At 62.5% G+C, this 23,987-nt stretch carries 19 protein-coding genes and 2 tRNA genes; 12 read left to right on the plus strand and 9 right to left on the minus strand.

Annotation, left to right across the window (positions count from 1 at the left end):
- Positions 1-3,558: 3,558 nt before the first annotated feature.
- The 8 genes from FHJ30_RS00100 to rpmH form a co-directional block, all read right to left on the minus strand.
- Complete coding sequence (locus tag FHJ30_RS00100; RefSeq protein WP_139027243.1) at positions 3,559-4,836, minus strand: ParB/RepB/Spo0J family partition protein; 1,278 nt, start codon at positions 4,834-4,836, stop codon at positions 3,559-3,561.
- 62 nt (positions 4,837-4,898) lie between these two features.
- Positions 4,899-5,966, minus strand: a complete 1,068-nt coding sequence (locus FHJ30_RS00105; protein WP_306669369.1) for a ParA family protein — start codon at positions 5,964-5,966, stop codon at positions 4,899-4,901.
- A gap of 89 nt (positions 5,967-6,055) precedes the next feature.
- Positions 6,056-6,706, minus strand: coding sequence for a 16S rRNA (guanine(527)-N(7))-methyltransferase RsmG (rsmG, locus tag FHJ30_RS00110; RefSeq protein ID WP_139027244.1), 651 nt, complete (start codon positions 6,704-6,706; stop codon positions 6,056-6,058).
- Between the two features lie 21 nt (positions 6,707-6,727).
- Positions 6,728-7,303: a R3H domain-containing nucleic acid-binding protein gene (locus tag FHJ30_RS00115; RefSeq protein ID WP_139027245.1), complete on the minus strand. Its 576-nt coding sequence runs from the start codon at positions 7,301-7,303 to the stop codon at positions 6,728-6,730.
- Entirely contained in the window at positions 7,303-8,277 is a 975-nt protein-coding gene (gene yidC, locus FHJ30_RS00120) for a membrane protein insertase YidC (RefSeq protein WP_139027246.1), read from the minus strand. Before yidC ends, FHJ30_RS00115 begins: the two co-directional genes overlap by 1 nt.
- 16 nt (positions 8,278-8,293) lie before the next feature.
- Complete coding sequence (gene yidD / locus FHJ30_RS00125; RefSeq protein ID WP_171058865.1) at positions 8,294-8,689, minus strand: membrane protein insertion efficiency factor YidD; 396 nt, start codon at positions 8,687-8,689, stop codon at positions 8,294-8,296.
- Positions 8,682-9,092, minus strand: a complete 411-nt coding sequence (gene rnpA, locus FHJ30_RS00130) for a ribonuclease P protein component (RefSeq protein ID WP_139027248.1) — start codon at positions 9,090-9,092, stop codon at positions 8,682-8,684. The genes yidD and rnpA overlap by 8 nt, the downstream gene beginning before the upstream one ends.
- Before the next feature lie 41 nt (positions 9,093-9,133).
- Entirely contained in the window at positions 9,134-9,271 is a 138-nt protein-coding gene (gene rpmH / locus FHJ30_RS00135) for a 50S ribosomal protein L34 (RefSeq protein WP_003800212.1), read from the minus strand.
- A gap of 467 nt (positions 9,272-9,738) precedes the next feature.
- Between rpmH and dnaA the strand changes: the two genes are divergently transcribed.
- The 12 genes from dnaA to FHJ30_RS00190 all read left to right on the plus strand — a co-directional run bounded on the left by dnaA (position 9,739) and on the right by FHJ30_RS00190 (position 23,021).
- Complete coding sequence (gene dnaA / locus FHJ30_RS00140; RefSeq protein ID WP_104996246.1) at positions 9,739-11,163, plus strand: chromosomal replication initiator protein DnaA; 1,425 nt, start codon at positions 9,739-9,741, stop codon at positions 11,161-11,163.
- A 526-nt stretch (positions 11,164-11,689) separates the two neighbouring features.
- Entirely contained in the window at positions 11,690-12,814 is a 1,125-nt protein-coding gene (gene dnaN / locus FHJ30_RS00145) for a DNA polymerase III subunit beta (protein ID WP_139027249.1), read from the plus strand.
- 103 nt (positions 12,815-12,917) lie between these two features.
- Entirely contained in the window at positions 12,918-13,802 is an 885-nt protein-coding gene (gene gnd, locus FHJ30_RS00150; RefSeq protein WP_139027250.1) for a phosphogluconate dehydrogenase (NAD(+)-dependent, decarboxylating), read from the plus strand.
- A 46-nt stretch (positions 13,803-13,848) separates the two neighbouring features.
- On the plus strand, positions 13,849-15,060 hold the full coding sequence (gene recF, locus FHJ30_RS00155) for a DNA replication/repair protein RecF (protein ID WP_139027251.1): 1,212 nt from the start codon (positions 13,849-13,851) through the stop codon (positions 15,058-15,060).
- Positions 15,044-15,604: a DUF721 domain-containing protein gene (locus FHJ30_RS00160; RefSeq protein WP_139027252.1), complete on the plus strand. Its 561-nt coding sequence runs from the start codon at positions 15,044-15,046 to the stop codon at positions 15,602-15,604. The genes recF and FHJ30_RS00160 overlap by 17 nt, the downstream gene beginning before the upstream one ends.
- Positions 15,605-15,986: 382 nt before the next feature.
- The gene (gene gyrB / locus FHJ30_RS00165) at positions 15,987-18,074 is read left to right on the plus strand and encodes a DNA topoisomerase (ATP-hydrolyzing) subunit B (RefSeq protein WP_139027253.1); all 2,088 of its coding nucleotides are present in this window, start codon (positions 15,987-15,989) and stop codon (positions 18,072-18,074) included.
- 56 nt (positions 18,075-18,130) lie between these two features.
- Positions 18,131-20,809, plus strand: a complete 2,679-nt coding sequence (gene gyrA, locus FHJ30_RS00170; RefSeq protein WP_139027254.1) for a DNA gyrase subunit A — start codon at positions 18,131-18,133, stop codon at positions 20,807-20,809.
- A complete protein-coding gene (locus FHJ30_RS00175) occupies positions 20,802-21,470 on the plus strand; it encodes a DUF3566 domain-containing protein (RefSeq protein WP_139027255.1) in 669 nt (222 codons plus the stop codon). Before gyrA ends, FHJ30_RS00175 begins: the two co-directional genes overlap by 8 nt.
- Before the next feature lie 97 nt (positions 21,471-21,567).
- A tRNA-Ile gene (locus FHJ30_RS00180) sits at positions 21,568-21,641 on the plus strand.
- 67 nt (positions 21,642-21,708) lie between these two features.
- On the plus strand, positions 21,709-21,825 hold the full coding sequence (locus tag FHJ30_RS21550) for a DLW-39 family protein (protein ID WP_218950010.1): 117 nt from the start codon (positions 21,709-21,711) through the stop codon (positions 21,823-21,825).
- Positions 21,826-21,896: 71 nt separating this feature from the next.
- Positions 21,897-21,972, plus strand: a tRNA-Ala gene (locus FHJ30_RS00185).
- A 98-nt stretch (positions 21,973-22,070) separates the two neighbouring features.
- Positions 22,071-23,021: a DMT family transporter gene (locus tag FHJ30_RS00190; protein ID WP_139027256.1), complete on the plus strand. Its 951-nt coding sequence runs from the start codon at positions 22,071-22,073 to the stop codon at positions 23,019-23,021.
- An 18-nt stretch (positions 23,022-23,039) separates the two neighbouring features.
- On the opposite strand, the gene FHJ30_RS00195 is transcribed toward FHJ30_RS00190, so the two are convergent.
- Positions 23,040-23,915, minus strand: coding sequence for a glycosyltransferase family 2 protein (locus tag FHJ30_RS00195; protein WP_139027257.1), 876 nt, complete (start codon positions 23,913-23,915; stop codon positions 23,040-23,042).
- Between the last annotated feature and the right edge of the window lie 72 nt (positions 23,916-23,987).

Genomic DNA, 23,987 nt, shown 5'->3' on the forward strand with positions numbered 1-23,987 from the left:
TCAACTTACTAGGTCCACCAACAAATTCCAAACTGGTACTAAATGGTAAGCCAAACCTACGGCGTGTGTTGCCCGCTGGTCAGGCACCCGCGCTAAACAACCGCCGCGACCTATAGACTGCCCAGGCTTCCAAGTCCTCGCAGCTGGGACGAGCCAGCCATCCCCCCGGTGCCGGCGAGGATTCTCGTTCATGAAGCCCCACTCCGTCCACGGAGGACGCGCAGCGACGAGTTGAGAGTGACCAACCATCCCGCCCAAGCCACCCGGATATCCAACACCCGTGTTCCCCATGCCTGCCAGCAGCATCCGACAATACTTCCCTCAATCCGGCTCAAGGCCCGATCATGCTCTTTATAGCCTTGAGCCAGATGCTGGTGACGGTCCGCGCAGCGGTGCCACGGGGGATCGTGCTGTGGGACCGTCCGCAGTACGGCGCCCGGAAGCGCGAACTGGCTTCTGACTTGGTCGAGGCGTCCCGCAATCCAGCATCTGCGCCTCGCACGGCGCGCCTTATCGGTTTGAGCCACTAACGCGCGTAAGAGTGATGGTGGAATCGAATAGCACCTTAGCCTTGGCCGCAGGGCGAACGTTCCTGCTGCTACCAGTGAACAGGGCAGCCGGGAAAGCACCAGTGCGAGGAGCGGACCACTGGCAGCTTGATTTCAGCGTCCGCGTTTCACGTGAAACATAGGATCCGGACTCCGCCCGCTTCAGAGCGCATCTCACGCGGACCCGCATCGAAGAACCGGGGAGGGCGCAACGAGAAGTTACAGTTTCTTACTCCCTGCATCGATTTGACATCCCACGGATCCGTCGCCTTTTCGCCTCACCGGTGTCATCGGCCGGGCTACCACCAGCGCATATGCACATGATGGTGTCGACCAACGGCACCATGTACAGCAGCAGTCCCGGTGGTTGCGTGGATAAGACCAGGCGCTGTGCCGGCATAGCGGGGGTAAACAACTGGGCCCAGCGATATCTTTCCCATACCAGAAAGACCAAGTCGATCAACGCCGCCCTGGTGGTCCTGGTCCGGGCCGGGAGGCCTGACCGCGTGGACCACCTGGTTAGGGCAGTGCGTGAACGCAGCCGAACAGGCGACATTCACCCGAAAGAAGCTCGTTCGAATGCCACTGCCTCGAACCTCCTCCTCCATGTTTGTGCACCCGCGACCAGGTCTTCCTTCGTCCCGGAACGTCCCTCGCTTAGCACAAGATCGGACTGAGCGCGCACGCTATCCACAAGTTATCCACATCGGCTCGTCCGTCTTATGCACAAGTTTATCCACAGCTCACCCGGCACGCAGATCGAGGCAGGCGTATTCTGGGGGCCTGGACGACCAGCAGGAAATGTTCCGGTAGCAAAACCAGACGGACAAAGATCTACCCAAGCCGCGCCCAGGTCGCGGAACGGCCCGCAAAGCGCGGATAAAACCAACCAAACAAGATAGATTGTGGTGCACTGGCGCTCCGCCTCACGGCATCGAAGCCTGTTTCACGTGAAACAGCACCCATCTCCATGGAAGACGAGCGCATCAGGCTCTCTTGAGGTTGCCGCCAGCCGCCAGACTACGGTGAGCTCAGGTGGCGGGCGACGCAGCTATCCACACTGTTATCCACACTGATATCCACAGTGATATCCACTACATTCCACGAGTGGTGTGGATGAGAAGACACGACTTCACCTCGCTGATCGGCCGCACCTCTACACCCAGTCAATGCACCAACTGGGCGCGGGAGTCAGGCGCCGTGGCGAGCCCGTTGTAGTCGACCGCCACGGTGCGGGACTGTGCCCCATCGGTGTTGCATTGGACGGCAGGGTGCGCAGTTGTTCCTGCATGGTGCCCAACCGCGCGGCTTCGTGAACGGCACCAGGGTTTCCGGTTCCGGCTTCAGTCACCGCCCGCTGTCTCGCAATAGTATGGTTCGACGGCGCGTTCAGCAGCGTTGCTGTAGCCGAGGCTCCGAGACCCGGTGCGACAGCTGACGGGGCTTCGTGGTGAATCAGTTGTCTCCGGACACAAGGTCGGCAACTTACAGGTCGGGTCTAATTGCTGCGGTACATGGGACAGACAGTCACGTCGGAGCCGACGAGCGGGCGGCGTGCTGCCGGCCTGAGTATCGGTTGGGGGAGGAGCGTCCTCGCGCGGCTGGCGAAGGACGCCAGCCCCACGGGAGGAATACATGGCCTGCGCGGCGCTCTTCCGTCAGGCTACAGTCAGCATCGCCCTTAGGGGCAGGAACCTCCAGGCTGGGACAGTCCACCACCCAGGGCATCCTCTGACGCTGGAGCGGCATCCTTCCTACTGGGACTGGCGCTGGATGTCCGGTTCTTCTTGCCAGCTTTTACGTTGGGCCGGCTGTTTCACGTGAAACGGGAGCGAGCACGGCGCCACGGACGTATTCGGAATTGGCTGCCAGTGCCGTCGCGGATGAGTTGCCAGGGAACCTGGGTGAGTAGGGCGTAGCGCGATCGAAAGCAACGAGCGCGGTGCCCCGAACACTTGAGCTTCCCACACAGCACGCCGCATTCCTGTCTGGGCAACTAATGGATGTGGGTTAGCCCTCGGCCTGCGTCCAAGCGGCACAGATCACCGCGCAGATGGAGAGGCGGCAAGAGGTGCAGCCCGACGGGGTCCGGTATAGACCCCAAGGCGCCTACGAGGCGGGATGGTGTCGTCTTCGACGCCAAGGCGCCCGGGCGGCGATGCCAAGGGGTTGGATGTTCCACGTGAAACACAGCAGACATTCCGCTGTTAGGACCTCGAATAGATTTCGTTTACTGCTGACAGGCAACCGACTAACTCGTCGGCTGCATCCTCACTGGCCAACGCAACTGAACTGCGCCCCTGTACCAAAAGTTGTGGTCAAACCGCAGGGCCTCATACGATCACAATCCACATCCTTGCTGTCCAGTCGGGTTACGCATGCCGTACGTAGGAACAGTTCACGCTCACAGACATCGAGCGTATGAATAGGAACAGTTAACGCAGTGTGAAGAGAGTACCGGACAAGGGGCTGCGTTGCTCTGCCACCAGCATCTCAGTGCCAGCGCTAGGCCGCTGCGTATGTGGACGCGGCGCGGAAGTGCAGGGCCAGTCACGACAGATCCAGGGCGTTGCGGTTTCACGTGAAACAAACAGAAGAGCGTCCGTCCCGGCCCGTCTACTTGGAATACTCACAGCTTGGGAGCGGAAACTCTATCGAAACGCACCCCGGGAGAAGCCAATCGATGCGCGTGTCGTGCCCCGCCAGCAGCCAAAGCATATGAACACGGCTGCCGCAGCTGGCAAGGACCATCATTCTTTAAGCGCGGCGAGCACGACTTCACGCAGAACGACAGTTGAGGGTAACCCTCCCAGAACAGACATATCTCGCGCTGTCAGCCCTTCAGTTCAGCACTTTCCAACCAACGAGGAGGCAATAACCCGGGGCAGGGAGGACTTTGTTCTTCCCTTACTAAAAGACGGGGAGGCATCACCCAAGAAATGAAGGCTTCTGGAAAGACGAAGGCCCGATTCATAGTGAATCGGGCCTTCACGTTGCTAAAGGTGGCTCTTTAGTTGTTCGAACCAGGTGCAAGTACATCCATGATCCGGTTTAGATCCTCCACGCTTGCGAACTCGATACTCACTTTGCCCTTGCGGACACCGAGGGAGATCTTAACGTTGGTGTCCAGCCGGTCAGAAAGCGAGGATGCAAGGTAATCCAGCCGCTCGTGGCGGGCACCTGGGCGCGGGATATTGTTCTTCGCAGGTTTGGCGGGATCCTGGTACATTGTTACGGCCTCTTCGGTGGCCCGAACTGACATACCCTCCGCCACAATCTTCTGGGCCAGTCGCTCCATTGCGGCCGCGTCAGGAAGGGCTAGAAGCGCGCGGGCATGCCCAGCGGATATTACGCCAGCAGCGACCCGCCTCTGTACCAGCGGGGGTAGCTTGAGCAACCGCAGGGTGTTTGACACCTGGGGACGTGAACGTCCAATGCGGTCTGCCAATTGTTCGTGGGTAGTTCCAAAGTCCTCGAGGAGCTGCTGGTAGGCCGCTGCTTCTTCGAGGGGATTCAGCTGACTCCGGTGGAGGTTCTCCAGCAGGGCATCCCGCAACAGATCGTCATCGGTGGTATCCCTGACGATTGCGGGAATGGTTTCGAGGCCAGCAGCCTGGACAGCCCTCCAGCGGCGCTCACCCATAACGAGCTCAAAGGGTTCCCCACCGGATTCGGTTGACTTCCGGACCACAATTGGCTGCAGGACGCCTATTTCGCGAACGGAGTGAACGAGCTCCGCCATATCGTCTTCGTCAAAGACCGATCGCGGCTGTTTACGGTTCGGGTGGATATCCGAGACTGGAATTTCAGCGAAGCGAACGCCGGGAACCTCTACCAGCTCCACACCAGAGTCATTCCACGTGGGTTCATCCATGCCCTCGGTAGAATCAGCTGATGCCGGCGCTGAAACAGATGCTGCTGCCGGGTCCTCCCGCAGATCAGGAGTGATTTCGGTCGAGGCAGCGGATTCGCCGGGATCACGTTTCGCAGCTGAGCTGCCGGACGAGCGCGGCTTGGAGGTAGCGCTCGTTTCAGCCGGGCTCTTGCCTGCAGGAGATGCGGAGGAAGACGGCCTAGTGGAGGGAGTGGCAGGACTCTCGCCGGCCGGCGTCCCGGACGACTGGTTGTCCGCGGCGTCTTCAGCCTGTTCCGTCTTCCTTCGTCCCTCGGGGAAGAAGAGGTCGACCGGACGGGAGGCGGCCGAACCGTTGCCCGATCCGTTGGCGGCGGCGGAACTTGGAATCAGCGCGCCAAGACCGCGGCCCAGGCCACGTCGCTTCTCGCTCATTGGTAATCCCTCCAGTGGTAGAGCCTGGCCATGCCGTGCTCCGGTCGTTGCAGTTTGAAGATTTAGCGCTCTGCTATTTCAGCGGCGGCTTCCAGATAAGACAGGGCTCCACTGGAGGAAGGGTCGTACGTCATGACGGTCTGCTGGTAACTCGGCGCTTCTGATATCCGAACTGAACGCGGAACAACAGCAGAGAGAACCTGATCCGGGAAATGCTGGCGGACCTCGGCTGCAACCTGGGCTGCAAGATTGGTCCGTCCGTCGTACATCGTCAAAAGAATGGTGGAAACTACCAGGTCAGCGTTGAGGTGTTTCTGGATCATCTCGATGTTCTTCAGGAGCTGGCTCAATCCTTCAAGTGCGTAATACTCGCACTGGATAGGAATCAGCACCTCATTGGCAGCACAGAAGGCATTAACCGTCAGCAGTCCAAGGCTGGGCGGGCAATCGATGAAGATGTAGTCGAGCCGCTGTTCACCGTTCTTCTCGCGCGCCTTCGCGTAAACGTCGATTGCCCGGCGCAGCCGCTGCTCACGGGCTACCAAGGAGACGAGTTCGATTTCTGCGCCCGCAAGGTGGATAGTGGCCGGTGCGCAGATCAGATTGTTAATGTCCGGGCAGGGGGCCACTACATCGGCAAGGGGGACATCGTTTATCAAGACATCATAGATGCTGTCCACATCGGCATGGTGCTCGATTCCCAGGGCGGTGGACGCGTTGCCCTGAGGGTCGATGTCAATGACCAGGACGTTCAGGCCAGCCGCGGCAAGGGCTGCGGCGATGTTCACGGTGGTGGTGGTCTTTCCCACTCCACCCTTCTGGTTCGATACGGTAAAGACCCGGGTGTTCTCCGGGCGGGGAAGCTGCCTGCCGACCAACCGCTCGCGGCGTTTGGTTTCATGCGCCAGTTCCCGGGCAATGGGGCTGGAATCATCGATGGCGTCGATGATGTTGGTTCTACCGGCAACGGTTGTTTCACGTGAAACGGCCATGGCGTTGGTGCCGTTCGAAACCCTTTCGGGGTGAATTCCGCCCCTGGCCGGGGCACCCATTGGACCAGCGACGGAACGTGCTGACCCCAAAGTCACGAACGGCGGTATCCGTTGCGTGGAGGCTTCGCTACTGGTCACTGGGGCACACTCACTCTCGTTCGGCCAAATTTGCTGCCGTTGTCTAGCCTAACCGCTGGACCCGGCAGAGTCTGGTCACCGGGCCTGAACTAGGCTTTCTTTTGGGACTTGTTTACAACGATGCGCACCACGGTAGTGGGTTCTTCCAGCAGGCTCTCTCCCACCGTCAGAACCGACGTTTCAACGCCACCCAGTTTACGGATGGTCTTGGCGGCCTTTTCGATTTCCTCGCCCGCGCTGCGCCCCTTGATGGCCACCACTTCGCCTTTGCCGGCGAGAAGCGGAATCGTGAGGCCGGCAAGGTTGCTGAGGGCAGATACTGCCCTCGCCGTCACCACATCAGCCTCCACGTGTCCCACTGCCAATTCGGCCCGGGTCCGCATTACCGTGACATTGTCCAGGCCAAGGTCGTCAACCACTTCCTGGAGCCAGATGACCCTGCGCTCCAGCGGCTCGATCAAGGTCAGTTCCAGGTCCGGACGCGCAATGGCGAGGCACAGGCCCGGCAGGCCCGCACCACTTCCGACGTCGGCCACGTGGCTGCCCTCAGGGATTTCGCTTTCAATGACAGCGCAGTTAAGGACATGCCGGCTCCACAGCCGCGGAATCTCACGCGGCCCAATAAGGCCGCGCTCCGTTCCGGAGGTAGCCAGGTGTTCCACATAGCGCTTGGCCAGGTCCAGCCGGTCGCCGAATATCTTCTCAGCGGCCACGAGTTCAGCTGCCGTGATGTCAACCATGATTAGCGGATCAGCAATTCTCTAGTCTGCGGACACAACAATGTGGCGTCCGGCGCCTTCGCCCTCGGACTCGCTGACCAGTCCCAGGTCAGCGACGGCGTCGTGGACAATCTTGCGCTCATAGGCGCTCATCGGTTCCAGGGCCACAGGCTTGCCGGTCTCCTTCACTGAAGCTGCCGCGTCTTCCGCAATCTTCTGCAGGTGGCCGGTCCGCTCCTGGCGGTAGCCATTGATGTCCAGGACCAGCCTCGACCGGTTCTCCGTCGCGGAGAGAACCGAGAGCCTGGTGAGCTCCTGAAGGGCCTCGAGGACTTCACCGTCCTCACCCACCAGGCTGTCCAGGGCATCGGACTCTTCCTCGGTCACGATAGAGATGTAGGTCCGTCCGTTGCGTACCTCAATGTCGATATCGCCATCGATGTCGGCAATGTCCAGCAGCTCCTCCAAGTAGTCTGCTGCCACATCCCCCTCTTCCTCCAGGCGGCTGGCCGTGGATCCCTTGGGTACGTCAGCCCCCAAGGATTCACCATTCGCGGACTCATCCTGCTCGTCGATGATGTCCTCGGAAAGGGCGTGTTCGGTGCTCTCGGCAGACATTACTTCTTCTTCCTGTTCTTTCGTTGTGGCTGGATGCGCTGGCCCTTGGCCTGCGCCACGGCCGCGGCGGCAGCGGCTTCGGCAGCGGCGTCGTCCTTCTTACCGCCCAGGATAGGCAAGGCCGGAAGGCCCTTGGCGGCACGGCGCTCGGCGAGGGCCTTGGCGGCGGGGGACCCCGGCGTCGGCATGCGGCGAATGACGAAGAACTGCTGGGCCATGGTCCAGAGGTTGGTGGTGGTCCAGTAGATGAGGACACCAATGGGGAAGTTGATGCCGCCCACGCCGAAGACGATGGGCAGGATGTAGAGCATCATTTTCTGCTGCCGCATGAACGGGCTTGCCATGGCCTCTTCGGACATGTTCTTGGCCATGATCTGCTTCTGTGTGATGAACTGCGAGGCCGTCATGGCCAGGATCATCAGGATGGAGAGGATCCACACTGAAGTGAGGTTGCCCTCGCCACCGTGCAGGAGTGAAGCGGACAGCGTGGCCCCGAAAATGGTGGATTCGTCAAACTGGACTACCTGGTCGTGGCTCATGGCCCCGATACCGAGGCCCTTGTCACGGGCGGTGCTGATGCCGGACAGCACGGTGAACAGCGCGAAGAAGAACGGCATCTGGATCAGCATGGGCAGGCACGCGGAGAACGGGTTGGTGCCGTGCTTCTTGTACATGGCCATCTGTTCCTGCGCCATGGCCTGGCGGGACAGCTGGTCGGTCTTGCCCTTGTACTTGTCCTGGAGCTTCTTCAAGTCAGGCTGCAGCAGCTGCATGCCGCGCTGGGCCTTGATCTGCTTGACGAACACGGGAATCAGGGCGGCACGGATCACCAGCACCAGCCCGATGATGGACAGGGTCCACGTCCAGCCGGAAGCCTCCGGCATGCCGATGCTGCTCAGGCCCTCGTGGAAGCCCACCATGATGATGGAAACAAGCCACTTGAACGGAAACATGATTGTTTCAAAGAAGTCCATACGATATCCCTATTCGTCAGGCCGCAGAGCGGCCTTCTCCATCAGACTGCGCAGCCAGGTACTTGTCCGGGTTGTTCAGTACAACAATTGTGGGGGTCTGGTTTTCAGGCCAGTGGCGGTGGCCGGCGGGGACGTGGTCCACACCGCCGGCGTTCCAGGGATGGCAGCGCGCCAGGCGCCGGGCTGCGAGCCAGCTTCCCCTAACGGCGCCGTGCACCGTGATCGCTTCGAGGGCATAGGCCGAGCACGAAGGAAAGAAGCGGCAGACCTGCCCATACAAGGGCGAAATCACCTTGCGGTAGGCCTTCAACAGAAGAATGAGGATGTTGCGGGGCAGGTTCCAGAGGAACAGCGCAACTGCTGCAGCACTACGTCGGAGACAGGTAACGACGACGGCGGTGGCGTTACGCACGCAATGTCCCCTCCTGTGTAGTACCGGCCGAACTGTTGGCGGCAGCCCTTGCAGGGCGGCCGGCCAGCCGGGTCATCGTTGATTCCAATGCGGCATTGTAATCCGACAGCAGCTGGTCCCAGCTGGCAGTTGCGGACGCAGGAAGCGCCCGGACCACTATGGCGAACCCGGTGCCGTACTCGCGCAGCGAGGCAGCACCGGCTTCCCTCAGTCTCCTCTTAACGAGGTTCCTGACCACAGCGTTCCCTACACTCTTGGAAACGATGAACCCGATCCGGCTGGGTTCGTCGGCAGCGATAGCTGCCGTATATAACACTACGTTCCGGCGTCCATTGCGGACACCGGAACGTACAGTTGTTGAAAAATCGGTCGCAGTCCTCAAACGGTTACGGGTGGCCAGCACCTTTAAACTCGCAAAGAAATGTCTACCGACAAGTCAGTTATTTACGCCGACAGCTCGGTACGGCCCTTGCCACGACGGGCTGCCAGGATGGCGCGGCCGGCACGGGTACGCATACGAAGGCGGAAGCCGTGCTTCTTGGCTCGACGGCGGTTATTCGGCTGAAAAGTCCGCTTGCTCACGTTAGTTACTCCAGTGGATCAAAGGTGCGCCCACCCGATCAGTATGGGGAAGAACTGGCCGACGCTAAGTTTTGTATATGCACGCTTCCCCCGGCTGCTCAAGCGCACTGCGCCTGAGAGATTCAGATGGGGCCAAAAAGCGGACACAAAGGACTTCACAACGTTAGGGCAATCCGAGGCCCTGAGTCAAACCGGAGCACCCCTCGCCGGCTATCCCCAGCTGTGCCTAACCTGCCCTCCCGGCCTGTGGATGAAGTGGCTCACAGGGCCGTTTTGGAAACGACATCGGTGTAATTATCCACAAGCTTCTTGCCAGCTATCTTCTAGGCTTTTCATCCCCTAGAGTGGCCCAGTAGCCGATTATCCACGTGCTGTGCATAACCCTGTGGATGAAGCTGAACCCATCCTGGTTCGAGACTCGCGGCTGCAGGCAATGCAGGCAAAGCAAGTTTTGAGGGAACCGATTGATGACAGTAGACGAAGCCAACCACGCCAATACTGTCGGAAGTTCCTGGCGGCGCGTTGTCAGCCTCCTGGAACAGGACCACCGTGTTTCACCTCGGCAGCGTGGCTTTGTCATCCTTGCCCAGGCCCAGGGCCTGATCGGGTCCACCCTCCTGGTGGCCGTTCCCAACGAGCTCACCCGCGAAGTGCTCCAGACCCAGGTCAAGGACGCCCTGGACGACGCTCTGCACAACGTTTTCTCCGAGGACATCCGGTGCGCCATCGACGTGGATACGGACCTAGTGCCCATCCACAAGGAACCCGAACCCGTCGTCGTCGAGCCTTCCTTCTCCCCGGACCAGCTCATCGAGCAGAAGCCGCAGCCCATGCTGCCCAGCACCTCCCATGAGTTCGGCCGCCTGAACCCGAAGTACGTCTTCGACACCTTCGTCATTGGTTCCTCCAACCGCTTTGCCCATGCTGCCGCCGTCGCCGTCGCCGAAGCACCCGCAAAGGCCTACAACCCGCTGTTCATCTACGGTGACTCCGGCCTGGGCAAGACGCACCTTTTGCACGCCATCGGCCACTACGCCCGGCGGCTCTACAGCGGCATCCGGGTCCGCTACGTCAACTCGGAAGAGTTCACCAACGACTTCATCAACTCCATCCGTGACGATGAAGGCGCCAGCTTCAAGACCACGTACCGCAACGTGGACGTACTGCTCATCGATGACATCCAGTTCCTCGCGGGCAAGGACCGGACGCTGGAGGAGTTCTTCCACACGTTCAATTCCCTGCATAACAACAACAAGCAGGTGGTCATCACCTCGGACCAGCCGCCCAAGTTGCTGGCAGGGTTCGAGGACCGGATGAAGTCCCGCTTCGAGTGGGGCCTGCTCACGGACATCCAGCCGCCGGAACTCGAAACCCGCATCGCCATCCTCCGCAAGAAGGCCCTGAGTGAAGGCCTGTCCGCTCCCGATGACGCGCTGGAATACATCGCATCCAAGATCTCCAGCAACATCCGTGAACTTGAAGGCGCCCTGATCCGGGTCACTGCCTTTGCAAGCCTCAACCGCCAGCCCGTGGATGTGGCACTCGCGGAAATGGTCCTCAAGGACCTCATTACCGACGACGGCGCCCAGGAGATCACGTCCAGCCAGATCCTCCAGCAGACCGCGGAGTACTTCAAGCTGAGCATGGAAGAGCTGTGCAGCAAGTCGCGGACCAGGACTCTGGTGACCGCACGCCAGATTGCCATGTACCTCTGCCGCGAACTCACGGACATGTCGCTGCCGAAGATCGGCCAGGAACTCGGCGGCCGCGACCACACCACCGTGATCCACGCTGACAGGAAGATCCGCGAGCTGATGGCCGAGCGGCGTGTGATCTACAACCAGGTGACGGAATTGACCAACCGGATCAAGCAGCAGCAGCGAGACTCCTAGCCGGCGCACCTATACCTTATTAACAGGTGCATGTGGATAAGCCTGTGGATAGTTAAGGGGACAACCGCGGTTAATGGGCTTAAAACCCTTAAGGCGCCTGTGGATTCCGAAAATCGCGAAAAATGTTGTCCCCATCCACACCCTGTTTAAAACCTGCTCCACCCACAGTCCATGAACAGGGCTTAACCGCCGAACTGCGCGGTGAGGGAGAGTTATCCACAGTTTCCACAGCAGTTATTAACACTACTAATCCCAAAAAATTGAAATCCCTCAAACAACAAGACCGTTCCGCACAGCCACCCCGGTCCGGGCCGGACGGCCCTCAAACACCGGGACCACCAGGGGATGGGTTAATCCCGGATCTTCCGGCTAAGCTGTCAGCAGCGCTCCCATCCTTGGGTTTTTCTTGTGGTTCCCTCAGCACGGACCATGCAGGTTCAGGAACGGGGGCACCACACTTTGTGGAACTTCCAGCGCGTGGTTCCAGGAACCTAGAAGCAGCAGCAATGAAAGGCGGCACCCTTCCGTGAAGTTCAGAGTCGATCGGGACGTCCTGGCAGAAGCCGTCACATGGACAGCCCGGTCGTTGTCTCCGCGGCCGCCCGTACCCGTCCTCTCCGGCCTGCTGTTGAAAGCCGAAGCCGGCACTGTGAGCCTCTCCAGCTTCGACTACGAGACGTCGGCCCGGCTGGAGATTGGCGCTGACATCCGCGACGAAGGCACCATCCTGGTGTCCGGCCGCCTCCTGGCGGACATCTGCCGCAGCCTCCCCTCGGCACCGGTGGACGTCGAAACGGATGGCAACAAAGTCACCCTGACCTGCCGCCGAAGCAGCTTCCACCTGGCCACGATGCCCGAGGCCGAGTACCCGCCTCTTCCCGCGCTCCCGGCCATCAGCGGAACGGTCCCCGGTGATGCCTTCGCCCAGGCGGTGTCACAGGTGATCATCGCTGCCAGCAAGGATGACACCCTGCCCATCCTCACGGGCGTGCGGATGGAGATCGAGGACGACCTCATCACGCTGCTCGCCACTGACCGCTACCGCCTAGCGATGCGCGAAGTGCCGTGGAAGCCGGTCACCCCCGGTATCTCGACCAGTGCCCTGGTCAAGGCGAAAACCCTGAACGAAGTCGCAAAGACCCTCGGCAACAGCGGCGACATCAACCTGGCCCTCGCGGACGACGACAGCAGGCTGATCGGTTTCGAAAGCGGCGGGCGGACCACCACCTCGCTGCTGGTGGACGGCGATTACCCCAAGATCCGCTCGCTGTTCCCGGACTCGACTCCCATCCACGCCACGGTGCAGACCCAGGAGCTTGTTGAAGCCGTGCGCCGCGTCTCCCTTGTGGCTGAACGCAACACCCCGGTCCGGCTCGCCTTCACCCAGGGGCTCCTGAACCTGGACGCCGGTACGGGAGAGGACGCCCAGGCTTCCGAGGAACTCGAGGCCCAGCTGTCCGGTGATGACATCACGGTGGCCTTCAACCCCCACTACCTGGTGGAGGGCCTCAGCGTGATCGAAACCAAGTTTGTCCGGTTCTCGTTCACCACTGCGCCCAAGCCGGCCATGATCACAGCCCAGGCGGACGCCGACGGCGAGGACCAGGATGACTACCGCTACCTGGTGATGCCCGTCCGCCTCCCCAACTAAGTAGCGCCAAGTGTCGTTGTGGACGTCCAAAACGACACTTACTGCTACCTAGTTTGGCAGCTCACGATTGTTCCCGCACCCTAGCGCAGAAGGAAGTTCCACAATGCACATTGGACTGGTCGGCCTTGGCAAAATGGGATTCAATATGCGCGAACGCCTGCGCAAGGGCGGCGTGGAGGTCACGGGCTTCGACCGGAACCCCGATGTCACGGACGTCGCAACCCTCGATGAGCTCCTTGCCGCAGTCCCGGTGCCGCGGCTGATCTGGGTGATGGTTCCCGCCGGCGAGATCACGGACGCCGTCATCAAAGAACTGGGCGACAAGCTCACCGAGGGCGACCTGGTGATCGACGGTGGAAACTCGCGCTTCACCGAAGACCAGAAACACGGCGAACTCCTCGCTGCCAAGGGAATCCGTTTCGCGGACTGCGGCGTGTCCGGCGGAGTCTGGGGCCTGCAGAACGGCTACGGCCTGATGGCTGGCGGCGATGCTGCGGACATTGAACGCGCACTTCCGGTGTTTGATGCCCTGCGCCCGGAGGGCGAACGCGAGGACAGCTTTGTCCACGTCGGCGGTATCGGCGCAGGCCACTACGCCAAGATGGTCCACAACGGGATCGAATACGGCCTGATGCAGGCGTACGCCGAGGGCTACCAGCTGCTGGCTTCCAAGGACATCATCAGCGACCTTCCCGGCACGTTCCGCGCCTGGCAAAAAGGCACGGTGGTCCGGTCCTGGCTGCTGGACCTGCTGGTCAAGGCACTGGATGAGGACCCGGGGCTGCAGAACATCGACGACTACGTCGAGGATTCGGGCGAGGGCAGGTGGACCGTGGAAGAGGCCATCGCCAACGCAATTCCCGCCCCGGCCATCACGGCGGCACTGTTCGCCCGCTTCGAATCGCGCGAGGACAGCTCCCCGGCCATGAAGATGGTGTCCGCACTGCGCCACCAGTTCGGCGGACACGCCACCCGTCCCGCCAAGTAGCATCCACCCGGGAACCGTCCAGGTTCCCAGAATTGCCGAAAACCGCGTGTACCTCGAACACCTCTCCCTGACCGACTTCCGCAGCTACGCCCAGGTTGACCTTGCCCTGGGTCCGGGAGTCACCGTCCTGGTTGGATACAACGGCATCGGCAAGACCAACCTGATGGAGGCCATCGGCTACCTGGCCACCCTCAGCTCCCACCGCGTCAGCTCGGATGCACCCCTCCTGCGGTTTGGAACGGACCGGGCTTTGGTGCGGGCACGCCTGGTCCGGGGCGGGCAGACCACGGTCCTGGAACTTGAGATCAACGCCGGCCGGGCAAACCGCGGCCGGATCAACCGCAGCAATCCGGTACGCGCGCGCGACCTGCTGGGCATCTGCCAGACCGTCCTCTTCGCTCCCGAAGACCTGGCCCTGGTCAAGGGGGATCCCTCGAACCGGCGCCGCTTCCTGGACGAGCTGCTCGCCAGCCTCATCCCGCACCATGCCGCAACGCGCAGCGACTATGACCGCGTGCTGAAGCAGCGCAATGCCCTGCTGAAGTCCGCCCGGGCGGGTAAGTTCACCTCCGCCCATGAGGCAACCCTTGATGTGTGGGACCAGCACATGGCGAAGGCGGGCGCTGAACTGCTCCACGCCAGGCTCGAGCTGGTGGAGCGGCTCCGCCCGCACCTGGCGCGTGCCTATGCGGACCTGACCGACGCGTCTAAACCGGCAGACGCCGTCTATCGCTCCACCCTCCAGAACCAGATGGACGACGACGGCGCCGCGCTGCCTTCCGCGGCCGGCACCGCGGGCGGAGGTACTTCGGCGGACGTGGAAGACCTGCGCCAGTTCTCGGTGGACCAGTTGGCGGAGCGGTACGTCCGAGCCTTCGCCGAATCACGCCGGAAGGAACTCGAACGGGGCATTTCGCTCGTTGGACCGCACCGCGACGAACTGGAACTGATCCTGGGCCAGGCGCCCGCCAAGGGCTATGCCTCCCATGGCGAAACCTGGTCCATGTGCCTCTCCCTGCGCCTCGCCTCCTATTACGTAATGCTGGACGACGCCCGTACCGGAGGTTCCGCTCCCATCCTGATCCTCGACGACGTTTTTGCCGAGCTGGACGTCCAGCGGCGGCGTAAACTGGCCGCAATAGTCTCCGGCGCTGAGCAGGTCCTGGTGACCGCCGCCGTCGACGCCGACATCCCGGAAGAGCTGTCCGGACGGCGGGTGAAGGTCATCCCGGGAGGAATTGATGAGCAGGGACAATGAGAAAGGCGGCGGGCTGCAGCCCGGCCGCGACCCCGACAACATCGACGCCCCGCAGGTTGCCCTGAACCGGATGCGGGAGGCCGCCGCGGCGCGCGGCGAAATCCGCAGGGCAGCCCACCGCCCGGGCACCTCAAAGGCCAAAAAAGGCACCCGCGACACCCGCGGCTTCAGCCAGTTCCATGGCACCGGCCGCGACCCCCTTGGCCTGGGCAAGGTGGTGGGACGCCTGGTGGCGGAACGCGGCTGGACCTCCCCGGTGGCGGTGGGGTCCGTGATGGCCGAGTGGGCAACCCTGGTTGGCCCTGAGATCTCGGCCCACTGCACCCCGGAAAGCTTCACCGATACCACCCTGCACGTCCGCTGTGACTCAACTGCCTGGGCCACCCAGCTGCGGCTCCTCAGTACCAGCCTCCTCGAGAAGTTCCGGGTGGAGCTGGGCGACGGAGTTGTCACCAGCATCCAGGTGCTTGGCCCTGCGGCGCCGAGCTGGCGCAAGGGCGGGCGCTCGGTAAACGGCCGCGGCCCCCGGGACACGTACGGGTAGTGCCGGGGGCCGGACTCTTGATAATCCGCCCAACGGCGTGTAGAGCGCTGTAGGGGATGGAGGGCGTATAGGCACCCGGAGGCGGCACTTCCAGCTCGCCCAAGGCGCGGTCAACGCCCTCGCACGGGCACACCACTGTCCGCCGACGGCCCTGGAATGCGGGGAAATGGGCCGCCGCGCGGTAGAATCGTTGTAGATAACTGGGCGCGGGTGAAACGTTGACTGAGTCCGTTTTCCGCGCGCCCACAGCACGCGGAGCGCGGATCCCCACCGTCAGCAGGCCACCGGCGCTATAAGTTTGTGCCTGTTGGCGGATGACTTTCCTGGGTCCAGGAGGGGATTCGGCCGGCCATCATCGAGAACAGAGGAGTCGACAGCGCCTGTGGCTAACGACAATACAGATATTCTGGCAGCTGAACCCGCAGTCGAGGATGCCCGAACGCCTGATACCCCGGCCCCATCGGCGACGCCGCGTGAATACGGTGCCAGCGACATCACTGTCCTTGAAGGCCTGGAAGCGGTACGCAAGCGCCCGGGCATGTACATCGGTTCGACAGGACCCCGCGGCCTCCACCACCTCGTCTACGAAGTTGTTGATAACTCGGTGGATGAGGCCCTTGCCGGCTACTGCACCCACATCGAGGTTGTCCTGCAGGCCGACGGCGGCGTGAAGGTTGTGGACGACGGCCGCGGCATTCCCGTGGACATGCACCCCACCGAGCACAAGCCCACGGTTGAAGTGGTCATGACCATACTGCACGCGGGCGGCAAGTTCGGCGGCGGCGGTTATGCGGTTTCCGGCGGCCTCCACGGTGTCGGCATCTCCGTGGTCAACGCACTTTCCAGCCGCGTTGATACTGAAGTGCGCCGCCAGGGCCATGTCTGGCGGATGTCCTTCGCGGACGGCGGCAAGCCCCAGGGCAGCTTGGTCAAGGGTGAGGAAACCGACCTTACGGGTACCACCCAGACCTTCTATCCGGATCCTGCCATCTTCGAAACCACCGAATTCGACTTTGAGACGCTGCGCGCCCGGTTCCAGCAGATGGCCTTCCTTAACAAGGGGCTTCGCATCACGCTGACGGATGAGCGCACCGCTGCCGAGCCGGATGCCGATGCCGACCTGGACCTTGACGCCGTCGCCACCGAGGGCGAAGTCACCGCAGAACACCGCACCGTGGTGTACCAGTACGACGAAGGCCTGCTGGACTACGTCAAGCACCTGAACTCCGGCAAGAAGGTGGATGTGGTCCACGAGGACGTCATCGCCTTCGAAACCGAGGACACGGAACGCAAGATAGCCCTCGAAATGGCGATGCAGTGGACCAACGCCTACTCCGAGAGCGTGCACACGTACGCCAACACCATCAACACCCATGAGGGCGGAACCCACGAAGAGGGCTTCCGTGCTGCCATGACCTCCCTGATCAACCGCTACGCGCGCGAAAAGGGAATCATCAAGGAAAAAGACGACAACCTGACCGGCGACGACATCCGCGAGGGCCTCACCGCCGTCATCTCCGTCAAGCTTGCCGAGCCCCAGTTCGAGGGCCAGACCAAGACCAAGCTGGGCAACTCCGAGGTCAAGGGCTTCGTCCAGCGCGTGGTCACCGACGGTTTGGGTGACTGGCTGGAACGCAACCCCGGCCCCGCCCGGGACGTCATCCGGAAGGCGATCTCCGCAGCGCAGGCCCGGATGGCCGCCCGCAAGGCCCGGGACAATGCCCGCCGGAAGAGCCCGCTGGAATCCTTTGGCATGCCGGGCAAACTCTCCGACTGCTCCTCGAAGAATCCGGAGAAGTGCGAGGTCTACATCGTGGAGGGCGACTCCGCCGGCGGCTCCGCCAAGCGCGGACGCAATCCGGAGACCCAGGCCATCCTGCCCCTCCGCGGAAAGATCCTGAACGTGGAGCGGGCGCGCCTGGACAAGGCGCTGGGCAATGCCGAAGTCCAGTCCATGATCACGGCCTTCGGAACCGGCATTGGCGAGGACTTCGACCTCTCCAAGCTGCGGTACCACAAGATCGTCCTGATGGCGGACGCCGACGTGGACGGCCAGCACATCACAACCCTGCTGATGACCCTGCTGTTCCGGTACATGCGCCCCCTCATTGAGCACGGCTACGTCTACCTGGCCCAGCCGCCGCTGTACCGCATCAAATGGTCCAACGCAGCCCACGATTACGTCTACAGCGACCGCGAACGCGACGCGAAACTCGTGGCAGGCCAGGCCGCGGGACGCCGGATTCCCAAGGACAACGGCATCCAGCGCTACAAGGGCCTCGGCGAAATGGATTACACCGAACTATGGGATACCACCATGGATCCGGACCACCGCACGCTGCTCCAGGTCACCATGGACGACGCCCTCGCGGCGGACCAGATCTTCTCGGTCCTGATGGGCGAGGACGTTGAATCGCGCCGTAACTTCATTCAGCAGAACGCCAAGGACGTCAGGTTCCTCGATATCTAGGAAGCACATTTTCCTAATATTCGAACACTGACATATACCTGAAACGGAAATTATAAATGAGCGACGAAACACCCGAGAACCCGGCCCCCGACGCCGGTACTCCGGACACCGTTCTTGAAGGCGACGTGCTGATCGACCGCGTGGAGCAGGTGGACCTCCAGACAGAAATGCAGCGGTCCTACCTGGACTACGCCATGGCTGTCATCGTGGGCCGTGCCCTCCCCGACGTGCGGGACGGCCTGAAGCCGGTCCACCGCCGGGTCCTTTACGCAATGTTCGACGGCGGCTACCGGCCGGACCGTTCCTTCAACAAGTGTGCCCGTGTGGTGGGCGAGGTCATGGGCCAGTACCACCCCCACGGCGATACGGCCATCTACGACGCTTTGGTCCGCCTGATCCAGGACTGGACCATGCGCTACCCGCTGGCCCTCGGCCAGGGCAACTTCGGCTCCCCGGGCAACGACGGCGCTGCCGCACCCCGGTACACCGAAACGAAAATGGCCCCGCTTGCCATGGAAATGGTCCGGGACATCGACGAGGAAACCGTCGACTTCCAGGACAACTACGACGGCAAGAACCAGGAACCCACCATCCTGCCTGCCAGGTTCCCCAACCTGCTGGTGAACGGATCCTCCGGCATCGCCGTCGGCATGGCCACCAACATTCCGCCGCACAACCTCCGCGAAGTAGCGGACGGCGTGCAGTGGTACCTGGCCAACCCCGGCGCCAGCCGCGAGGAACTGCTGGAAGAACTCCTGTTGCGGGTCAAGGGTCCGGATTTCCCCACCGGCGCCACCATCCTGGGCCACAAGGGCATCGAGGATGCCTACCGGACCGGCCGCGGCTCCGTCACGATGCGTGCCGTGGTGAACGTGGAAGAGCTGCAGGGACGCACCTGCCTGGTGGTCACCGAGCTGCCCTATCAGGCAAACCCGGACAACCTGGCCATCAAGATCGCCGAGCTGGTCAAGGACGGCAAGATCCAGGGCATCGCGGACCTCCGTGATGAAACCTCCGGCCGCACCGGACAGCGGCTGGTCATTGTCCTCAAGCGCGATGCCGTGGCCAAGGTGGTGCTGAACAACCTCTACAAGCACACCGAACTGCAGAGCAACTTCTCCGCCAACATGCTGGCCATTGTTGACGGCGTGCCCCGCACCCTGAGCCTGGACGCGTTCATCCGGCACTGGGTGACGCACCAGATGGACGTCATCGCCCGCCGCACCCGGTACCGGCTGCGCAAGGCGGAGGAAGAAGCCCACATCCTGCGGGCGCTGCTGAAGGCACTGGACATGCTGGACGAGGTCATCGCCCTCATCCGTGCTTCCAACACCACCGAAGCGGCACGCGACGGCCTGATGGAACTGCTGGACATCGACGAACTGCAGGCCAGGGCGATCCTGGATATGCAGCTGCGCCGCCTCGCCGCCCTGGAGCGCCAAAAAATCCAGGACCGGCACGCCGAACTTGAAGCGCTGATCGCCGAGTACAACCAGATCCTTGGCTCGGAGCAGCGCCAGCGCGAGATCATCAGCACCGAGCTCGGCGAGATCGTGGACAAGCATGGAGATGACCGCCGCACCCGGATCCTCATGGGGTTCGACGGCGACATGTCCATGGAGGACCTCATTCCCGAAGAGGAAATGGTGGTCACCATTACCCGCGGCGGCTACGTCAAGCGCACCCGCAGCGACAACTACCGTTCGCAGCAGCGCGGCGGCAAGGGCATCAAGGGTGCCCAACTCCGTGGGGACGACGTCGTGGAGCACTTCTTCGTTACCACCACCCACCACTGGCTGCTGTTCTTCACCAACCTGGGCCGCGTGTACCGGGCCAAGGCCTATGAGCTGATGGAAGCGGGCCGCGACGCCAAGGGCCAGCACGTGGCCAACCTGATGGCGTTCCAGCCGGACGAACACATCGCCCAGGTCCTGGACTTGAAGGACTACCAGCAGGCTCCCTACCTGGTCCTGGCCACAAAGCGCGGCCTGGTGAAGAAGACCCGGCTCGAGGACTACGACACCAACCGGTCCGCCGGCGTGATTGCCATCAACCTGCGCGACGGCGACGAGCTGGTGTCCGCGCAGCTGGTGTCGGAAACCGACGACCTGCTGCTGGTCTCCCGCAAGGGCCAGTCCATCCGCTTCACCGCCACCGAGGATGCCCTCCGGCCCATGGGCCGGGCAACGTCCGGTGTCACCGGCATGAAGTTCCGTGAGGAGGACGAACTGCTCGCCGCCAATGTGGTGACCGATGGCTCCTACGTCTTCATCGTGACCGAGGGCGGGTACGCCAAGCGCACTGCGGTTGAAGAATACCGGCTCCAGGGACGCGGCGGGCTGGGCATCAAGGTAGCCAAGCTCGCGGAAGAACGCGGCGACCTGGTGGGCGCGCTGATCGTCCAGGAAGAGGACGAGGTGCTGGTGGTCATGGAGGGCGGCAAAGTGGTCCGCTCCTCCGTTGCCGGAGTCCCCGCCAAGGGACGGGACACCATGGGCGTGATCTTCGCCAAGCCGGACAAAAACGACCGGATTATCGAGGTGGCACGCAACAGCGAACGCGGCCTCGAGGGCGAGGAATCGCCGGAGGATGACGTAACGTTGGCTGAAGACGGCGGATCCCTCGAGGAATCAGCCAGCCCAGCATTGGCAGAAGAACCACCGGCCGTTGAGTCAGAGGACGCCTCGGGCAACGCTGAGCCGAACGAAGACTACACGGAGGTAACGAGTGAGTAATCCCGACTCATTTCCCAAGTCGAACAGTACCGTTCCCGACGGCAGCCGGCCCTCAGCCGCTCCGCGGGTAAACGCCCCCGTTCGTCCGCAGCAGCGCCCTGCCGCAGCTGCCGGTGCCCCGGGGCAGCGCCCCGCGGTTCCCGGCCAGCGCCCGGCCCAGGGCGACCGGCCGGCAGGACAGCCGGGCCAGCGTCCCATGGGACAGCCCGGCCAGCGCCCGGCACCCGGCCAGCGTCCGCCGTCGGGCTCTCCCGGGCAAGGCACCCCCGGCCTGGTCAAGCCTGCTCCGAAAGCCAAGGTCCGGCGTGCACGGCTGCTGATCAGCAAGGTGGACCCGTGGTCCGTCCTCAAGATGGCATTCCTGCTGTCCGTGGCACTGGGAATTGTCACGGTGGTGGCCGCCATTGTCCTGTGGACCGTTCTTGACCTCACGGGCATTTTCGACCAGGTGGACAGCCTGTTGGGTACCCTGGCTGGCACCGAGGGCGGCGGCTTTGAGTTGAAGAAGGTTGCTTCCCTGGGACAGGTGGCATCCTTCGCCACCATCATCGCGGTGGTGAACGTGGTCCTGCTGACCGCTCTCTCCATGCTCTCCGCCGTGCTCTACAACATCTCTGCCACCCTGGTGGGCGGCATTGGCGTTACCCTCACGGACGACTAGGTCCCCGCTTTCGCCGGCCACATACCGGCGAAAAGGTCCGATTTGAGATCGGGCCGGGATGTGCTGTAAAGTCATGTCTCGGCCCGATGAGGCATCGGGGCGTATAGCTCAGGCGGTTAGAGCGCTTCGCTGATAACGAAGAGGTCCCAGGTTCAAGTCCTGGTACGCCCACGGAACCTGTGCAGGTTCGAGTAGGTCTGGTTCGCGTAACCCGCAGCCGGACCGGAACGGGGAGCATGTGAAGAAGTTGCTTGTATTGGCAGCGGCGATCGCAGGCGTCCTGCTCTACCGGAAAGCACAGGAATCCGAAGCCCGGAAAGATGTCTGGAGCAAGTCGACCGACTCGGTAGACTAGCCCCGGCGCCCGGACTGGAGCTGGTCAGAGGCTTCCAGGTTCTAGGGTATGATTGACGGGTTGCTTCTTATGGGGGCATGGCGCAATTGGTAGCGCACCTGCTTTGCAAGCAGGGGGTTCGGGGTTCGAGTCCCCGTGCCTCCACCATAAGGAAGTCCCGGTCAGCGGAAACGCCGGCCGGGACTTTTGCTTTGTCCGCCGGAGGCTCTCCAGCAGCAGGCTGGGCTGCGCATTAGGGTTGGTCAGTGAACTTCTTTCTTGCAGCACTCGGCGTACTGGGCGTCGCATCATCCGGTCCGCTGATTGCCGCCACCCTGGGCGCCACCACGGTCAGTGCACTCGCCATTGCCTTCTGGCGCAACGCGATTGGCGCCGCCGTGATGGCGTCCCCCACGCTGGTCCGGGAGCCCCGCGAGTTCGGCAGGATCACCAGGCGTGAGTTTCGCTGGTGCCTGCTGGCCGCCGGCGCCCTGGCATTCCACTTTGCCTGCTTTATAACCTCGCTGCAGCTGACGTCCGTGGCGGCGGCAACCGCGCTGGTGTGCCTGCAGTCGGCCTGGATCGCCGTCTTCCAGCTCTTCCGCGGAACCCGCCACCGCTGGCAGGTGCTGGCAGGCCTGGGCGTCGCCTTTGGCGGTGTTGTTGCCATTACCGGGTTTGACATGGGTTCCTCCCCGCAGGCCCTGCTGGGCGACCTCCTGGCGGTGGCCGGCGGTGCGCTGGCCGGCCTGTACACGCTGGCGGGCGGGAAGGCCCGGCAAAGCATGACGACGGGCACGTACACCACGCTCTGCTACGGGATGTGCGCAGCGTTCGTGGCCGTCATGGCCCTGCTGGCCGGGCAACCGCTGGCGGGCTTCGAAGCAGCGGGATGGCTGGGGATCCTGGCGATCACCGTCTGCGCACAGCTAGTGGGCCACACAGCGTTCAACCATCTCCTGGCCACCATGAGCCCGCTCCTGGTCTCCATGATCATTCTCCTGGAAATACCGGGGGCCGCACTGCTCGCCGGGATTTTCCTCGGGGAGACGCTCCCGGCCGGAACCTATGCCGGGCTGGGACTGATCCTGGCCGGACTGGCTATCGTCGTGTTGGGCCAAAGGTCGGGCAGGTCCGGGCGCCGGGGAAGACCGGAAGGTACCGGACAGGAGGAACCGCCGTCGGGCCGGCCCCTTGCGGAGCTGGGAACGGACTGAAGGCGCTGTCCCGAGGGACTACTGGCCGCCTCGGCGCACAGGTTGGGCCGTGTTGACCGTGTGGATGGCGCGGAGGAGCTTGGCCGGGAAGTACACCGAAAAGAACACCACCATGGGAGCCTTCAGCGCCATCTTCTTGACGTTGTGCGCCTTGTAGGTACGGTCGAACCGGGTGACGTAGTAGCGGTAGTCCCGGGGTGAATCCTCCAGCCTGCGCGCGGACATACCGGAGACCATCTGCGGGCAGTACTGGATTTTCAGGTCGTGCTCGGCGAGGTGCAGGGACAGATCGATGTCCTCATGCATCTCGTCCTTTTCATCGCGGCAGGTCTCGGCCCGGATGGCCTCCCAAGCGGAGGACCGGAGGGCCATGTTGGAGCCGAACAGGAAGTGGTACTGGTGTTTTGCCAGTTTCAGCATGAGCTGGCGCATCTTGTCGTCGGCCTTGAGGCCGAACCGGCGCATGGGCATGTCGTAGTAGACCACTGGACCCGTGGCTGCCTGGACGGAGTGGTCCAGGAACGCCTTCTGCACCTGCTCCACCCAATCGGGCTCCACTACCGAATCGGCGTCGATCCGGCCCAGGACATCCCCTGTGGCGTTGTCCAGCCCGAAGTTCCGTGTGGGGATCAGGCCCTGCGCCTCATCCTGGCTTAACAGGATCAGCGGGCTTTCCGGGTATTCGAGCTGCATTTGGCGCACGATGTCAGCGGTCCGGTCCTTGGACAGGTTGTCCACCACCACGATCTCGTGGGCGGGGACGGACTGATAGATGGCAGCAATGAGGCACTGCCGGATGACGCTCTCCTCGTTGTATGCCGGGATGACAATGGATACGCGGGGCAGGTGTGCTGCGTCGTTCAAGGCATCCCCAGAGGGTTGGTGGGCTGGCATCAGTTCAAATCTAGCATCCAACCGCTTCCGATCCCGGACGGCCGAAACCATGGAAGACAGCAAAAAGGGCCC

Source organism: Arthrobacter sp. BB-1, from assembly GCF_006151685.1.
Classification (GTDB): domain Bacteria; phylum Actinomycetota; class Actinomycetes; order Actinomycetales; family Micrococcaceae; genus Arthrobacter.

Coding starts and splice junctions, on each gene's coding strand:
- FHJ30_RS00100 (WP_139027243.1), bottom strand. CDS start 4,836: ATGAGCGAGAAGCGACGTGGCCTGGGCCGCGGTCTTGGCGCGCTGATT.
- rsmG (WP_139027244.1), bottom strand. CDS start 6,706: ATGGTTGACATCACGGCAGCTGAACTCGTGGCCGCTGAGAAGATATTC.
- FHJ30_RS00115 (WP_139027245.1), bottom strand. CDS start 7,303: ATGTCTGCCGAGAGCACCGAACACGCCCTTTCCGAGGACATCATCGAC.
- yidC (WP_139027246.1), bottom strand. CDS start 8,277: ATGGACTTCTTTGAAACAATCATGTTTCCGTTCAAGTGGCTTGTTTCC.
- dnaA (WP_104996246.1), top strand. CDS start 9,739: ATGACAGTAGACGAAGCCAACCACGCCAATACTGTCGGAAGTTCCTGG.
- gnd (WP_139027250.1), top strand. CDS start 12,918: ATGCACATTGGACTGGTCGGCCTTGGCAAAATGGGATTCAATATGCGC.
- FHJ30_RS00160 (WP_139027252.1), top strand. CDS start 15,044: ATGAGCAGGGACAATGAGAAAGGCGGCGGGCTGCAGCCCGGCCGCGAC.
- gyrA (WP_139027254.1), top strand. CDS start 18,131: ATGAGCGACGAAACACCCGAGAACCCGGCCCCCGACGCCGGTACTCCG.
- FHJ30_RS00195 (WP_139027257.1), bottom strand. CDS start 23,915: ATGCCAGCCCACCAACCCTCTGGGGATGCCTTGAACGACGCAGCACAC.